Genomic DNA, 14590 nt, shown 5'->3' on the forward strand with positions numbered 1-14590 from the left:
TCAGGACTCGCGCTCGACCAGGCGGTCGGCGAGGCAGCGCAGGCGGGTCGGATCGACCAGCCCGGCGCGTTGCAGGGCCTCGTGCGCCTGGCCGTGCAGGTGGCGGGCACGCGCCCTGGCACCGTCCAGCCCGAGCAGCGAGACATAGGTCGGCTTGTTGCGGTCGGCGTCCTTGCCGGCCGTCTTGCCCAGCGTCTCGGAGGCCTGGGTCACGTCGAGGATGTCGTCGACCACCTGGAAGGCCAGGCCGATCGCCGCGCCGTAGTCCGACAGCGCCTGCCACTGCGTCGGCGTGGTCTCGCCGCAGGCCGCGCCCATCAGCACGCTGGCCTGCAGCAGGGCGCCGGTCTTGCGCGCATGCATGTCCTGCAGGTCGGTCTCGCCCATCGGCTTGCCGACGTGGGCCAGGTCGATCGCCTGCCCGCCGGCCATGCCGAACACGCCCGAGGCGCGCGCCAGCAGGCCGCACAGGCGCGCCTGCAGCGGCGGTGCGATGTCACCGTCGCCGTCGCTGCCTTCGGCGGGGGTCAGGACCTCGAAGGCGAGCGCCTGCATCGCGTCGCCGGCCAGCATGGCCTGGGCCTCGCCGAACTGCACGTGCACGGTGGGCTTGCCCCGGCGCAGCACGTCGTTGTCCATGCAGGGCATGTCGTCGTGGATCAGCGAATAGGCATGGATCAGCTCGACCGAGCAGGCCGCCCGCATCGCCGCGACCGGGTTGCCACCGACGCTTCGGGCGGCTGCCAGCACCAACAGCGGTCGCAGGCGCTTGCCACCATCGAGCACGCCGTAGCGCATCGCCTCGCCCAGGCCGGCCGGTGCGGTGGCGATGACGTGGCGGCCGAGCTCGGCCTCGACATCGGCCAGGCAGGCCTGCATCCAGTCGTCGAAGTCGTTCATGCGGCGTCGCTCCAGGGCTTAAGCTGGCCGGCTTCCAGGACCTGCACCTGCTGCTCGACGGCTTCCAGGCGCGACTTGCAGAAGTTCAGCAGGACCGCGCCGCGCTGGTAGCTCTCGAGCAGCTGGTCCAGCGGCATCTGCGCGCTTTCCATGCGGGCGACGAGCTGTTCCAGCTCTTGCAGCGCCGCCTCGTAGTGGGCAGGTTCGGACGACGGAGGCGCGCTCTGGGGCATGGTGCTTCGGGGGCTCAAGGTCGGTCAGGAAAGCCGCAGATTGTAGGCGGCGCCCCCGCTGTCGACCCCCCGGCTACAATTTCAGACTGGCCTTGGGCGTCCGCCCACCCCGGCCCCCCGCGCTTCCCGATCCGCCGTGCCCGAGGCACCTCGTTGGTGCCTCATGGCCCGGCTGTTCGCGTCCAGCGCGGAGACACCGTCCAAGCCTGGGCCGTCTGGGGTGGTGGTTCGACATGCACTTGGAGATCCTGGGGATCATGTCCGACCTGAGCATCACACTGGAAGCTCTACAAAGAAGTCGCACGCAACTGCCGGTCACGGCCTACTTTGACCAGGCACTTTTTGACAAGGAGATGCGACAGATCTTTCCCTCCGCCCCGCGCTACCTGGGGCATGAGCTGATGGTGCCCCAGGTCGGCGACTACCACGCGCTGGCCCACGAGGGCGAAGGGCGTGCGCTGGTCCGCACCGGACAGGGCGTGGAGCTGATCTCCAACGTCTGCCGGCACCGTCAGGCCGTGATGCTCAAGGGCCGCGGACAGACCGGCTCGAACATCGTCTGCCCGCTGCACCGCTGGACCTACGGCCTGGACGGCCAGCTGATCGGCGCCCCGCATTTCCGCGAGGACCCTTGCCTGAACCTGCGCAACTACCCGGTGCGCACGTGGAACGGCATGGTCTTCGAGGACAACGGCCGCGACATCGAGGCCGACCTCGGCCGCATGGGGCCGCGCGCGGAGCTGGGCTTCGAGGGCTACGTGTTCGACCACGTCGAGCAGCACCGCTGCCACTACAACTGGAAGACCTTCATCGAGGTCTATCTGGAGGACTACCACGTCGGTCCCTTCCATCCTGGACTGGGCAACTTCGTCACCTGCGAGGACCTGCGCTGGGAGATGGGCCGCGAGTACTCGGTGCAGACGGTGGGCGTGGCGCAGGGCGCGGGCAAGGCGCTGGGCAAGCCGGGCTCGAAGGTCTACGAGCGCTGGCACGACCAGGTCATGCGCTTCCAGAACGGCGTGGCCCCGAAGCACGGCGCGATCTGGCTGACCTACTACCCGCACATCATGGTCGAGTGGTATCCGAACGTGCTGACGGTCTCGACGCTGCACCCGATCGGCCCGGAAGAGACGCTCAACACGGTGGAGTTCTACTACCCCGAGGAGATCGCCGCCTTCGAGCGCGACTATGTCGAGGCGCAGCGCGCCGCGTACATGGAGACCTGCATCGAGGACGACGAGATCGCCGAGCGCATGGATGCCGGCCGCAAGGCCCTGATGAAGCGCGGCGACAACGAGGTCGGTCCCTACCAGAGCCCGATGGAAGACGGCATGCAGCACTTCCACGAGTGGTACCGGCGCCAGATGGGTGACGCCTTCGCCGACTGATCCGCCTCGACCGACCTGTCGTCGACCCGCAAGGCCGCCGCGTCCCGACACGGCGGCCTTGTTCCTTTCCGGCCCTTGCGCCGACACTCGCCCGATGCCTCGACTCCGACAGTCGCCCACGCTGATGATGATCGGCGCGGCCTTCCTCTTCGCCAGCATGGGCGTGGCCGTCAAGATCGCCTCGGCCTGGTATGCCAGCAGCGAGATCGTCATGTACCGCGGCCTGACCGGCATGCTGGCGATGGGCCTGCTGATGGCCCGCCAGGACACGTCCTGGCGCACCCCGCTGCCGGCGATGCACTTCTGGCGCGGCCTGAGCGGCGTCAGCGCGCTGCTGATGTGGTTCTACGCCATCGCCGGCCTGCCGCTGGCCACGGCGATGACGCTGAACTACATGTCCTCGATCTGGATGGCGGTCTTCCTGATCGGCGGCTCGGTCATGCTGGGCGGCAGCCGCATCGACGGCCGCCTCGTGCTGACCGCGCTGACCGGCTTCTGCGGCGTCGCGCTGATCCTGCGGCCCACCATCGAGGCCGCGCAGCTCTGGCACGGCCTGATCGGCCTGCTGTCGGGCATGCTGTCGGCGCTGGCCTACCTTCAGGTCAGCGCGCTGGGCCGGGCCGGCGAGCCCGAGACCCGCGTGGTCTTCTACTTCTCGATCGGCGGCATGCTGGCCGGCGCGCTGCTGACCGGCGTCACCGACACCTTCCACGCCCACACGGTCCTCGGCGCGCTGACGCTGCTGGCGGTCGGCCTGTCGGCCACCGCCGCCCAGCTGCTGATGACGCGGGCCTACGCGATCGGCAAGCCGCTGGTGAACGCCAGCCTGCAGTACCTGGGCATCGCCTTCGCCTTCGTCTACAGCGTGCTGCTGTTCGGTGACCCGGTCCACCTGATGTCGGTCGCCGGCATGCTGCTGATCGTCGCGGCCGGCATCGCCGCCGCACGGCTGCGCCACGACCGCCAGAAGTCCGACCGAGGGCCCGACACGCTGGCGCCCGAGATCGAGTGAACCGTCCCCTTCAACCGCGCCCTTCCTCCGGACCGCCACAGCCCATGACCTCGTTGCCGACCTCCCCGCTGATCACCGCCGACGCGCTGCTGGCGCTGCAGGCGTCGCCAGACGCCGCGCGGCTGCGCATGTTCGACTGCCGCTTCGACCTGATGCGGCCCGACGCCGGCCAGGCGGCCTTCCTCGAAGGCCACATGCCTGGCGCCGGCTACCTGCACCTGGACCACGACCTGAGCGCCAAGGGCGATGCCGACGCGCTCTGCGGCGGCCGGCACCCGCTGCCGTCGATGTCCCGCGTCGCCGCCACCTTCGGTCGCCACGGCGTTGCACCCGACCACATCGTGGTGCTGCACGACGCCCACGGCGGCATGTACGCGGCGCGCGCCTGGTGGCTGCTGAAGTGGCTGGGCCACGGCCCGGCCTTCGTGCTCGACGGTGGACTGGCGGCCTGGCAGGCCGCCGGCGGTGCGCTCGAAGCCGGTCCGGCCGCTGCCGTCGCCGACCTCGGCGCCTACCCGCTGCCGGCCGAGCCGGGCATGGCCTGGGTCGACGCCGACACGGTCCAGGCCCGCATCGGCCGGGGCGTGCTGATCGATGCCCGCGCGCCCGAGCGCTACCGCGGCGAGGTCGAGCCGCTGGACCCGGCCGCCGGCCACATCCCCGGCGCCGTGAACCGGCCCTTCCAACAGAACCTCGACGCCAGCGGCCACTTCCTGCCGGCCGAGGCGCTGCGCGCGGCCTTCGAGACGCTGCTGGCTGGCCAGCCGCCGCAGGATGTCGTCCACCAGTGCGGCTCCGGCGTCACCGCCTGCCACAACCTGCTGGCGATGACGGTGGCTGGCTTGCCGGGTGCGCGGCTCTACGCCGGTTCCTGGAGCGAGTGGTGCAGCCAGCCGCAGCGTCCGCAGGTGCGGGGTGCCCAGCCTGGCTGAACGGGCACGGGGAATGATCACGGGTGTCGACGCGCGACTTGACGGTGGTCAAGCCGCTTGGGATCGATCGGCGCATCATGTCCTGGTCGCGGCACCCTTCAACCGCCGCTCCGGAGGTCACATGTACAAGCGCATCCTCGTTCCCACCGATGGTTCGGACATCACCGCCAAGGCCGTCGCCACCGCCGTCCAGCTCGCCCGGCTGACGGGCGCTGAGATCAGCTCGCTGGCCGTCAAGGAACCCTTCCCGTACAGCGCCATCACCGAGATGCAGCCGGTGCCGCCGCAGGAGTTCTACGACTCGCAGGAGCGCATCGCCGTCAAGCACCTGCAGACGGTCAAGGATGCCTGTGCGGCCGCCGGCGTGGCCTGCACGGCCGCGTCGATCGAGGCGCTGCATCCGTGGGAAGCCATCCTCGACTTCGGCAAGAGCCAGGGCTGCGACCTGATCGTCATGGCATCGCACGGCCGGCGCGGTGTCGCGGCGCTGCTGCTGGGCAGCGAGACCCAGAAGGTCCTGACCCACAGTGCCGTCCCCGTGCTGGTGGTCCGCTGATGCGCTGATGCAGCTTCAGTCGTCGTCGCCGCCACCCAGCAGGCCGCCGAGCAGCCCGCCGCCGGCCAGGCCGGTCAGCATAGAGCCTTCCTCGCGACCGCCGCCGCCGGTCTGCGGCGCGGCCGCGAAGATGCGGCTGGCCAGGCGCGAGAACGGCAGGCTCTGCAGCCAGATCGTGCCCGGGCCGGTCAGCTTGGCGAAGAACAGGCCCTCGCCGCCGAACAGGGCCGTCTTGATCTTGCCGACGTACTGGATCTCGAAGCTCACGTTCGGCGTGTAGGCCACCACGCAGCCGGTGTCGACCAGCAGGACCTGGCCGGGCTGCAGCTCGCGCCGTACCACGGTGCCGCCGGCATGCACGAAGGCGAGGCCGTCGCCTTCGAGCTTCTGCATGATGAAGCCCTCGCCGCCGAAGAAGCCGGTCGAGATCTTCTGCTGCAGCGCGATGCCCAGCGACACCCCGCGCGCCGCGCACAGGAAGGCGTCCTTCTGGCAGATCAGCGTACCGCCGAGCTGGCGCAGGTCCATCGGCAGGATCTTGCCGGGGTAGGGCGCCGCGAAGGCGATGCGCTGCTTGCCGCCGGCGTGGTTGGTGTAGACCGTGGTGAACAGCGACTCGCCGGTGACCAGGCGCTTGCCGGCACCCAGCAGCTTGCCGAAGAAGCCGCCGCCCTGCTGCTGGCTGCCGTCGCCGAAGACGGTGTCCATGCCGATGCCGGCATCCATGAACATCATGCTGCCGGCCTCGCCGATCGCCGCTTCGCCGGGGTCGAGCTCGACCTCGACGAACTGCATCTCGGTGCCCTTGATTTCGTAGTCGATCACATCCATCGCCATGGGGAATGCTCCGTGTCTGCGGGGTTTGTGGCCGGCCGGGCGGGTCGCCAGGCCGGCAGCGCGGCGCATCTTAGCCAGCCGAGGTGACGGCTGGACCGCGACCCGGCGCGGTCCGGCCCAGGGCCATGACTCAGCGCCCGAGCAGCTTCAGGTGGGCGCTGGCGTACTGCGCCGCCTGGCCCTGCGTGGTGTAGCCGAGGTAGGCGCGGTAGTGCTCGGCCGCCTGGGCGGCACGGCCCAGCGCCTCCAGCGCCACGCCCTTGAGGAAGACCACCGCCGGATCGCCCGGCAGCAGGCGGTCGTGGGTCTCGAGTTCCAGCCAGGCATGCGCCGGATCGCGTTGCGCCAGCGCCAGCGTCGCACCGAGCTTGCAGGCCAGCGCGGCATCCGGGTCGGCCTCTCGGGCGGCGGCGACATGGCCGCGCGCGTCGCGCAGCCGGCCCATCGCCTGCAGGCACTGGGCCGTGCGCATCAGCACCGCGTGGTCACGCGGCTGCTGGGCCAGCGCGGTCTGCAGCCGTTCGAGCGCGAAGGGCCATTCCTTGCGCAGCATGGCCTGCTCGGCGGTCTGGGCGTCGCTGACCAGCAGCTGCGCCGGCTGCAGGCCGACCGTGCCGGCCAGCCAGCGCTCGCGCCGGGCCGGCAGGCTGCGCGTGGCGGCGTGGCGCTGCTCGGCCATCTGGCGGGCGCCGGCGACACGCGAGTCGATGCCGGGCTCGCCCAGGTCAAAGGCCTCGAACAGCACCGGCTGGCTGCGCCGCAGCTCGGCCAGGCGTTGCAGCAGCGCGGCCAGCGCCAGCGCTGGATAGCCGCTGTCGGCCAGGATCTGCAGCGCGCGAGCGTCGGCTTCGCGGGCCTGGGCGGGGCTGCGCAGCGGCAGCAGCGCGCTCGCGCCGAGCTTGCCGTCCAGCCCCAGTGCGGGCGACCAGGCCGAAGCCTGGCTGGCGGCGACCGCCTGCGTCACGACCGCCTGCATGGCGTCGCGCGCGCCGGCCGGCAGGCTGAACTGGCGCAATTCGGCATGCGCGGCCTGCAGCGCGATCAAGGCGGCCAGCTCGGACTCGTCCTGCAGCGCCAGCAACAGCCCGCGCGACAGCCCGATGCTGCCGGCCGGAAAGACGCAGGCCTGCAGGTGATGGGCGCGCAGCACCTGTGTCGACAGCGTCAGGTCGCTGCGGCTCAGGCTGCGCTGGATGGCGGCGGTGACGCTGGCAACGTAGGCCGTCAGCGTCGCGTCGGCCACGCGGCCCAGGTCGAGCGCGAACTGCATCGGCGCCAGCTGGGCGTCGATCAGGCGGGCGCTGGTGCTGTCCAGGGCTGGCGCCGGTTCGGCCCGGCCGACCCGGGGCAGGCAGGCGGCGCCCAGCAGCAGCGCGAACCGGCGCCGTTGCGGCAGGGTCGGCAAGTGGCTTTCGGGGGACGACATCGGCTTCCTCGGGCGTGCTGGGCTTCTCCCCGGAGTATGTCGACGGCGCCTCGAAGCGGCTGTGAGCCGCTGTTACAGGCGCCACACCCCTTGAATCGGGGGAACGCGGCTGGCGCCGAGGACGCAGGATGGCAACCCTGAGGTCTTTTTGCCTCAACCGGGACCGCGAGACGTGGGTGGCACACCACCCAGCCTGTAAACAATGGAAACTGTCGGAATACCGAAGCGGAGGCGAAAGACCCATGCAAGCATCGGCCCGAGTGACGCATCGCCGCCGGCAGCCTGAAGGCTGGTGGGCGCTGCTGGCCGGCGCCTTGCTGGCAGGCACGGCCCAGGCGCAGTCGATCGACATCGCCAGCGCCCGGGCGCGGGTCGGTGCGCCGATCGAGCTGGTGCTGCGCGTGCGGGCCACCGACCTCGAACCCGGCACCTCGTTGCAGCGTTGCGTGCAGGCCACGGTCTTCCACGGCAACGAATCCGGCAGCGTCACCACCTTGCGCACCGGCACCGTCAACTGGGCCAGCGACGGCGAGATCCGCGTCACCCTGAGCGACGACGAGCCGGTGCGCGAGCCGGTGGTGCGCATCCGCGCGGCGCTGGTGTGCGGTGCCCGCTACACGCGCGAGTTCACGCTGCTGGTCGATCCGCCGCTGGAGACCGCCGCGGTCCAGCCGCTGTCCGGACGCGACGGCGATGCCGGCATCGCGGCCATCCAGATCGAGCCCGGCGTGTCGGCCGAGGTCGGCACAGGTGCGACGGCCCAGCCGGGCAACGGCACGGCCACCTTGCGGGCCCTGCCGCCGCGCACCCGGGCCGACCGGTCGAACCGGGCGGCAGCCGCTTCGGCCAGCGCATCGGCGCCGGTGCGAGCCGTGCGGGCGGCCGAGGCGCCGGCACCGGCCGCCGCGGCGGTCGCGCCCTCGGTCACCTCGACCCAGGCCGCAGCCGAGATGACCGCAGCCGTCGAGCGTCTCTACCAGCAGATCGAATCGATGCGCGACGAGCAGCGCCAGTCGCAGGAGGCGCTGACCGCCCTGCGCGCCCGGCTCGACCAGACCGAGCACGAGCGCGACCAGGCCGGCGACAGCGCCGGCACGCTGCGGACCGCCCTCTATGTCGCGCTGGGCGTCCTCGGGGTGCTGCTGCTGCCGCGCCTGCTCGGCTTCGGATGGATCTTGACGCGCTACCTGATCAACCAGCGTCGCCGCCGCGGCACCGCGACGCCGGTGGGGCGCGACACCACCTTCGAGCTGATGGAGGACGATGCCCAGGCCGACGCGGTGGTGGCGCCTTCGCGCTGGGCCGTCTCGGTCGCGCCGTCGGCCTGGGGCCGTGACGCCTATTCGAGCCGCGACGTGCTGCATGCCGATCCGGGCCCCGAACGTGGGTGGAACCGCGACGTCCCGGCGCCACCGCCCAAGGTGTCGACGCGGACCTACGTGCCGGTGCCGCAGGTGCTGCCCGATGAATCGACCGAGTTCGATCCCGAAGGCCTGGACGACTCCCGCCACGCCCTGCTGCTGGAGAAGATCGATGCCATCGCCGCCGAGGGCGCCCCGGGCGCCAGCGCGACGCTGCTCGAAGGTGCGCTCAAGGGCCGCATCGGCCGCAGCCCCGGCATCTACCTGCGCTTGCTCGACCATTACCGCCAGCTCGGCCAGCCGGCCAACGTCGAACGCGTGCTCGGCGAGCTGTGCGGGCACTACAACGTGCGGGCCGACCTGAGCGCCGCCGACGGCCACGAGGGTGCGCCGCTGGAAGAGCATCCGGACATCTGGCCGGCCATCCGCGACGCCTGGCATGCCCACGGCGTGGCGGCGCTGCTGGCGGCGGTGATCCGCCGGCCGAGCTTCCACACGCCGCTGTCGCTGGCCGCCTTCCGCGAGGCGGTCTGGCTCTATGCCGTGGCCCGGCTGCGCGACGAGCCGGTCGGACGCGGCGGCAGCGGCGGTGGCGTCGCCCAGCACGAGCCGCTGCAGCGCGTCGAGCAGTCGGTCGACGTCGTCAGCTGAGCCGGGTCCGGTTCGGCAGGCCGCGCGGCCGCTTGTTCGATGGTGCGGGACGCACGGGCGGGGAATCGAAGGGACGCAAGCCGTTGGCCAAGCACTGGCCCCTGCTGAAGCAAGCTCGCCAGCGTCACGCGTTCTTCAGGCTTGAATCCGCCCGCACTTTTGCGCACACGGAAGCCACCCCCCATCGTCGGCAAGAAGGCGCGCACCGAACACAACTGAGCAGTTCACTGAGCGGTTCACTGAGCAGTTCACTGAGCCTGCCTCGACAACGGTCGTTGCACCCATGTGCCGTCGGCCAGGACTTCCCTGCGCTCTTCAAGTCCGCAGTCGGGATCTTCGTAAGGCTTCTCATAAACAACGCGGTACGCGTTGCCCACTTCCTCCTTGAGCCAACGGGACAATTGCAGACCTCGCTCATGAAAGGCGGCCCAATCCCATCCGCTGGCGTCGAAGTCGTCGGAAAAGAACGACGTCCGATCAAACTCGATCGCCCAGTCTGCGAACTTTCGCCAGAGCCCTTCCGACATCGGGCAGGCCTCACCCCAACATGCGCCATCACAGATGTTTCCGCCGACGCCCGCCTGTCCTGGTGCATCGATGCGCCACAAGAATGGCGCGAAGCCATCGTCCACCATCACGGTGAGGATCGGGACAAACGGCTGGGGGGCCGTCGCCGTGTCATCCGCTTCTGTCGTCATTTGATCTCCCAGGGTTGCGTGCCCTTCAGCCAGGCTGATTCGATATCGGCCGGATTCATGGCTCCATCCCGCAGCAGGTGTTCATCGAACCCAACACGCACCCGATCAGACGCTCGTGGTCCTGCAGGCATTGCGTCCAGCCGCCCGGATCCTTTTGCCGGATGAGGGCGATCGGCAGGACAAAGTCGATGTATTCAAGTGCCATGGCCATGCTTCAGCCCTTCACGCAGACGACCTGCTTCAGCGTGTGAAGGATCTCGGTCAGGTCACGCTGGTTTGCCATGACCTGATCAATGTCCTTGTAGGCTCCCGGAATCTCATCGAGTACGCCCTTGTCCTTTCGGCAGATGACCCCTGCGGTCTGCGCCTCCAAGTCAGCCTCAGTGAAGTGCTTTTCCGCCGCCGTTCGGCTCATGCGGCGACCTGCACCGTGGGCGCTGGAGCAGAAACTCTCAGCATTTCCCTTGCCACGAACGATGTAGCTTCGCGCACCCATGCTTCCCGGCACAATGCCCAGATCCCCTTCGCGTGCGCGGATGGCGCCTTTGCGCGTCACCCAGACATCGGCGTCATAGTGGTGTTCTTTGGCAACGTAGTTGTGGTGGCAGTTCACAGCCTCGGTGGTCACAGTAAAAGGCGGCAAATGCCGCGCCAACGCGGCGAGCACCAGGTCCAGCATGGCCTGACGGTTGGCCATGGCGTATTCCTGGGCCCAGTGCACCGCTTCCACGTAGTCATCGAAGTGTTCGGTGCCCTCCGGGAAATAAGCAAGGTCCCGGTCGGGCAACTGGATCATCCAGCGCGCCATGTCTTTGCGGGCCAGCTGGATGAAGTAGTCGGCAATCGCATTGCCGATACCGCGGCTGCCCGAGTGCAACATCACCCACACGCGGTCGGACTCATCCAGACACACCTCGATGAAGTGGTTGCCACCTCCGAGCGTGCCCATCTGATGGGTCCATCTGGAAAACTTGCCGAATGCTTTGAGCAACTGGGGGTGACGGTCGGTGAGCGCTTTCAAGCCCGGCTCGAAAGGCCGCGCAGCATCCACCAGTACACGGTCATCGGCATGTTGACCACGCCCCACCGGCACATCCCGGGTGATTTGGTCGAAAACCTTCTTCAAGGCCTTTTCGTCCAGATCGTTGGCCGTGATCGACAACCGGGCGGCCACCATGCCGCAGCCGATGTCCACTCCGACAGCCGCCGGAATAATCGCCTTGTGCGTGGCGATCACGGAACCGATGGTGGCGCCGATCCCGAGATGCACGTCAGGCATTGCCGCAACGTGGTGATGAACAAAGGGCAGCCCGGCAATGTGGGCCAGTTGCTCCTTCGATCGGTCGTCGACATCGTCGGTCCAGATCTTGACCGGTACGCGCTGGTCGGTGAGAACTTGTTGAACTGGCATTTCTAATCTCCAGCCTCAATGTCGTCAAAGGGCTTGTCTGGATCAATCTTGATGACGTCCGACATGGACAAGCCATGCACCGGCCACTCAAACCTGCTCGGCTCCACACGGACCCTTGTGCGAATCGCTTCGAGGTCGTCCTTGATGGCCTTCACCATCTGGGTCCGCTCGAAAGCCAACACGACCGGGACGGCCGTCTTCTCCCAACCACTCAGCGCGGGGTCCAGAAGATGGCTTGTTGAGATCAAGCGATCGTTGCGGGTTCTCTGGCATCGCATACCTCGTCAACCGCACCACCCATGGAAAACACCCGATCGGGCCACGCACTGGCTGTCATTCCATCCAAGACTGCCGCCATCGCTTCGACCAAGACCCCATTGATGCCGACTGACCTGTCATCCGGCTCACCAGCGAAGATGCCGCGAAGTCGCAGTACCGTGGACTCAAGGGCGCCGAGTAGGCCTTCGGACTTCACCAGTGCTTCATGGGTATCTCGCCTGGACAGCAGGTACAAGAAGGCCTCGACCACTTTGGGCTCGGGATACGGCGTGTCCTGGCGGCTGGCCATCACAAGCTCAAGCCATTCAACCAGCCATTCGCCTACGCCCATCTGCCGCAACCCCATGTAGGTTGTTGGCCATTCAGACGCGGGTGTGATGCGCAGCCACTCGCTGACCCCGAGGGGCGTCAGACCTGAGTCGTGCTCTGACTCAGTCCAATATCGCCGGTCCTGTTGGTCGATGATCTGGTCGCGTTTGCGCAGGAAGGCCGGTATGGTTATTTCATCGATCAAACAGAATTTGGCAGATGGCTCACGCACCGTCCTGAACACGGCAGGGACAGGCAGCGCGTTTCCATCGTTCCAGTCGAGCGACCCGGACGTTTGATCGTCGACAACCCGTGTTTCATGGAAAACGGCACTGCGAGAGAACATCGCCGTCCCCGTGCCAGCCCATCCAGCCGGCACCATTTGATTGATTTTTTGAAGCTCTGGCATATCGATCGCTTTTTCGCCGTCCGGTCGTTCGTGAACCAGCAGGAAGTTGGTCTTGTCGGTCACCAATTGATAGTCAACGGCCAGCCGGGTCGCATCAACCGGCTGACCGATCGAGATGTTGTTGCCGGCCGAGTGGAAATGCACCGACGCCGCCATTCGCGACAGCGTGTCTGCCACGTCCAACCGACTCGGGAGGGTCGCCGTGCCGATCTCCCGCGGCATGTCGTCGTCCGAACGTCTGCCCAACAGCCGTACTTCACCTGTCGGCAACTGCCCAAACAACGCAAAAGCGTTCACGGTGTCGCCATCAAACACCGAGGGCAGCAGCGGCGACACCCACTCGGGAACCACGCCCGCAGGCCATTCAAGGCTCAAATCCGCCAGTCGAGGCGACCTCAAGCGCGCAAACATTCGCAGGACGGCGGGTTCCACCGCCTCGCCAGGCACCACAAAGTCACAGGCACCGCCGGTGGCCTCGGCCAGGCGACGCAGGTGGGTCTCGGCTGGGCTGCTGCCAATACCCACGACGAACAAGCGATGTCCGGAGTGTTTGGCCGACTCGATGGTGCGCTCGATCGCGCTGATTTCCCCATCGGTCACCAGCAGAATGTCACTGCTGACCGGTTGGGCCAAGGAAAAGGTCGATGACAGAGCCGCCTCCATCTCGGTGCCACCCAAATCGGCTTTCAACGCGCCAACCCATCGCTGGGCGGCGAGTTTTGTCGTGTCAGTCGCCTTCCACAGGCCGCGCGAGCGGTGCTCCACGGTGCTGCCGAACCGAGACAAAGAAAAGCAGTCATCGGCACCGAATTGCCGAACGATGGCTTGCAAGGCCCGCTTTGCGGCGTCGATGCTGTCACCCGCCATCGATCCGGAGCAATCGACCAAGATCTTGACGACCGTTGAGGGGATGCCTTGCGCGCGAATACGAGGGCAAAAGCTGGCCAGGATCGCCACGCGACTGGGAACTACGCAATCTTGAGCAGCAATCGCCACCGAGTCGTGCGCTGGCTGATCGACGACCAGCGCAAAGTCTCGGTCCAGAGATTCGCGGCGCGCCAATGACACGGTCAGCATACTGCCTTGATCGGAGTTTCCGTGTGCAACACCCACCGGGTGGCTGGGTGAGGCCACACGTGACTGCGCGAGCTCGCCATGAAGCCGAAGCTCAAGTTCAAACAGATGATCTGCCGTCAGGCTGTGGCTGGGTTCCTGGTGCGGCATCAGGCCGCCGTCGTGCTGCGCATTGCCGTAGCGGGGCGCAATCACCGTCGGGATGAGCAGCCGCAGGCCGCGTTGTTCGAACTGCAGCGTCTGGTCATAGCGCAGCGTGATGGCGCCATGCTCACGGGCGGCGAGATTGCCCAGGTTCAGGCTGTAGCTGTGATCACGGTTCTTCTCAAGCATGATCACGGCATCTCCCTCCGAGATGGCTTCCTCGTAGTGCGCTTCGGCCTTCTTCTTCTCGACGACCGCGCCCGTCAGGCGCTTGTTTCCCAAGACAACGTCAACGCCCAGCAAGACGGCACCCCAAGGCAAGGGGAAGCTGTAGACAAGCTCCACGTTCTTGTCGACGGGGTTGCAAAAGCGCTGTTCGATGCGCGCCTCAAACATCAGACCGCGCAGGTCTCCTGAAAGCCTGACCCCGATCAAGTTCACCGCTTGTCCGTCCCGCGTCTCCAAACGCGCGCACTCACGCTGGTCCATGTTCTTGCCTTTCATGTCTTGCTCTTTGCATCAGCCAACGGCACCGGATCTGCGCCACTGACCTGAGCGAATACCGCCATCACACCCTTGATGAACTGGCGCACCTGCTCGGGTGACAGGCCCGCACGCCCTGGTTCGATCACCACGTCCACACCGTCGGCCACCATCAGATGGCTTCGCACCTCGACCGAACCAACGGCTCGCGCCCGAGGTGGTACCGGGTTTTGCTCGCCACGCAGCAGCTCCCGAATCCGATCCAAAGACAGCCCGGCCGCCGTCCACTTCTTGATCAGCAACAGTTGCTCCAGCTGCTTGGCGCCATAGCGCGCGGCTCGGGTCTCTCCCACGGGACGATCAACCAATCCAATCTGCACGTAATAGCGAACCGTCCGGGGCGGCAAGTCGGCGAGCACACACAGGTCGGCCAGTGGGTAGCTTGGTGTCGACGACGCTGAATCCGTGTTCATGGGCAGATTGAAAC

Annotated in this window: 14 protein-coding genes; 5 read left to right on the forward strand and 9 right to left on the reverse strand. The window is 67.6% G+C overall.

The window, feature by feature from the left end; all coding sequences use genetic code 11:
- Both Q8X39_RS15075 and Q8X39_RS15080 read right to left on the reverse strand, forming a co-directional pair.
- Positions 1–900 (reverse strand): polyprenyl synthetase family protein, encoded by a 900-nt coding sequence (locus Q8X39_RS15075; RefSeq protein ID WP_305750502.1) that lies wholly within the window; start codon positions 898–900, stop codon positions 1–3.
- Positions 897–1133, reverse strand: coding sequence for an exodeoxyribonuclease VII small subunit (locus tag Q8X39_RS15080; protein ID WP_305750503.1), 237 nt, complete (start codon positions 1131–1133; stop codon positions 897–899). Before Q8X39_RS15080 ends, Q8X39_RS15075 begins: the two co-directional genes overlap by 4 nt.
- 257 nt (positions 1134–1390) lie before the next feature.
- Here Q8X39_RS15080 and Q8X39_RS15085 point away from each other — a divergent pair, with 257 nt between their 5' ends.
- From Q8X39_RS15085 to Q8X39_RS15100, 4 genes are all read left to right on the forward strand, one after another.
- On the forward strand, positions 1391–2521 hold the full coding sequence (locus tag Q8X39_RS15085; protein WP_305750504.1) for an aromatic ring-hydroxylating oxygenase subunit alpha: 1131 nt from the start codon (positions 1391–1393) through the stop codon (positions 2519–2521).
- Positions 2522–2615: 94 nt separating this feature from the next.
- Positions 2616–3533, forward strand: a complete 918-nt coding sequence (locus Q8X39_RS15090; protein WP_305750505.1) for a DMT family transporter — start codon at positions 2616–2618, stop codon at positions 3531–3533.
- 44 nt (positions 3534–3577) lie between these two features.
- On the forward strand, positions 3578–4465 hold the full coding sequence (locus tag Q8X39_RS15095) for a sulfurtransferase (protein ID WP_305750506.1): 888 nt from the start codon (positions 3578–3580) through the stop codon (positions 4463–4465).
- A gap of 121 nt (positions 4466–4586) precedes the next feature.
- Positions 4587–5021, forward strand: coding sequence for a universal stress protein (locus tag Q8X39_RS15100; RefSeq protein WP_305750507.1), 435 nt, complete (start codon positions 4587–4589; stop codon positions 5019–5021).
- A gap of 15 nt (positions 5022–5036) precedes the next feature.
- On the opposite strand, the gene Q8X39_RS15105 is transcribed toward Q8X39_RS15100, so the two are convergent.
- Both Q8X39_RS15105 and Q8X39_RS15110 read right to left on the reverse strand, forming a co-directional pair.
- The gene (locus Q8X39_RS15105) at positions 5037–5858 is read right to left on the reverse strand and encodes a TIGR00266 family protein (RefSeq protein WP_305750508.1); all 822 of its coding nucleotides are present in this window, start codon (positions 5856–5858) and stop codon (positions 5037–5039) included.
- Between the two features lie 130 nt (positions 5859–5988).
- A complete protein-coding gene (locus Q8X39_RS15110; RefSeq protein WP_305750509.1) occupies positions 5989–7284 on the reverse strand; it encodes a M48 family metalloprotease in 1296 nt (431 codons plus the stop codon).
- Positions 7285–7526: 242 nt separating this feature from the next.
- Between Q8X39_RS15110 and Q8X39_RS15115 the strand changes: the two genes are divergently transcribed.
- On the forward strand, positions 7527–9296 hold the full coding sequence (locus tag Q8X39_RS15115) for a hypothetical protein (protein ID WP_305750510.1): 1770 nt from the start codon (positions 7527–7529) through the stop codon (positions 9294–9296).
- A 248-nt stretch (positions 9297–9544) separates the two neighbouring features.
- Here the strand turns inward: Q8X39_RS15115 and Q8X39_RS15120 are convergent, their stop codons facing one another.
- The 5 genes from Q8X39_RS15120 to Q8X39_RS15140 form a co-directional block, all read right to left on the reverse strand.
- Positions 9545–9994 carry a hypothetical protein gene (locus Q8X39_RS15120; protein WP_305750511.1) on the reverse strand — a complete coding sequence of 150 codons (450 nt, stop codon included), beginning with the start codon at positions 9992–9994 and terminating at the stop codon, positions 9545–9547.
- A 55-nt stretch (positions 9995–10049) separates the two neighbouring features.
- Positions 10050–10199, reverse strand: coding sequence for a hypothetical protein (locus Q8X39_RS15125; RefSeq protein WP_305750512.1), 150 nt, complete (start codon positions 10197–10199; stop codon positions 10050–10052).
- A gap of 9 nt (positions 10200–10208) precedes the next feature.
- Entirely contained in the window at positions 10209–11405 is a 1197-nt protein-coding gene (locus Q8X39_RS15130) for an RtcB family protein (RefSeq protein WP_305750513.1), read from the reverse strand.
- A 244-nt stretch (positions 11406–11649) separates the two neighbouring features.
- The gene (locus tag Q8X39_RS15135; RefSeq protein WP_305750514.1) at positions 11650–14124 is read right to left on the reverse strand and encodes a VIT and vWA domain-containing protein; all 2475 of its coding nucleotides are present in this window, start codon (positions 14122–14124) and stop codon (positions 11650–11652) included.
- Positions 14121–14576, reverse strand: a complete 456-nt coding sequence (locus Q8X39_RS15140; RefSeq protein ID WP_305750515.1) for a helix-turn-helix domain-containing protein — start codon at positions 14574–14576, stop codon at positions 14121–14123. The genes Q8X39_RS15135 and Q8X39_RS15140 overlap by 4 nt, the downstream gene beginning before the upstream one ends.
- Positions 14577–14590 lie beyond the last annotated feature (14 nt).

It is taken from the genome of Leptothrix discophora (genome assembly GCF_030705305.1).
In the GTDB taxonomy this organism is placed as follows: Bacteria; Pseudomonadota; Gammaproteobacteria; order Burkholderiales; family Burkholderiaceae_C; genus Sphaerotilus; species Sphaerotilus discophorus.